The organism is Streptomyces sp. AC627_RSS907 (assembly GCF_019049165.1).
Map to the genome: position 1 here is coordinate 1 of NZ_JAGMUE010001395.1, position 856 is coordinate 856.

The following is an 856-nucleotide window of genomic DNA, read 5'->3' on the forward strand; positions in this document are numbered from 1 at the left end:
TGCCGGCGAACGGGGGTCGGCCGGTGACCAGTTCGTACAGCAGGATGCCCGCGCCGTAGATGTCCACGGCGGAGGTCTGCGGCCGGCCCTCGGCGGACTCGGGCGCCACGTACGAGGGGGTGCCGACGAACTCGTGGGTGCGGGTCAGGCCCGGGGAGTCGGCGAGGCGCGCGATGCCGAAGTCGGTGAGCATCGGGTGCATCTGCTCGCCGTCCGGGCCCGTGGCGACCAGCACGTTGGCGGGCTTGAGGTCGCGGTGCACGACGCCGTCGGCGTGGCTGGCGGCGAGCGCGTCGGCGATCTGCGCGGTGAGCAGGGCCGCGGCCACGGGCGTGAACGGCCCGTTGGTCTGCAGGTACTTGTGCAGGTCCGGGCCCTCGACCAGGTCCATCACCAGGGCGAGCAGGTCGCCCTCGACGACCAGGTCGCGGGTGCGGACGATGTTCGGGTGGGTGAGCCGCAGCAGCACCGAGCGCTCGCGCAGGAAGCGCATGACGATCTCGGGGTCGTGCGCCAGCTCCTCCTTGAGGACCTTGATCGCAACCGTCTCGCCGGGCTGCCCGGCCACGGCGGCCTCGGCGCCCGCCGCCTCGCGCTGGCGGGCCCGCCAGACGGTGCCCGTGGCTCCGCGTCCGAGCGGCTCCTCTAGCAGGTACTTGCTGCCTACCGGCCGCACGTCATGCGCTCCCTGATCGTGGTCAACCTGATCGTGGTCTGTGTCCCAGCTCCGTGGCCCTGTGCTCGGCCGCCCGCCCACTCTAGTGCCGCGTCAGCGACCGCTGAGGAGCCGCTGGCCGCACCCTGGCACGCTGGGCTCCGAGGGAAGACGCGGGAAGTGGCCGGATGGTTGCCATCC

Annotated in this window: 1 protein-coding gene; it reads right to left on the reverse strand. The window is 72.7% G+C overall.

Annotation, left to right across the window (positions count from 1 at the left end):
• Positions 1-676, reverse strand: a 676-nt coding sequence (locus tag KUM32_RS42080; protein ID WP_217146872.1) for a serine/threonine-protein kinase, incomplete at its 3' end; no start/stop codon positions are given.
• Between the last annotated feature and the right edge of the window lie 180 nt (positions 677-856).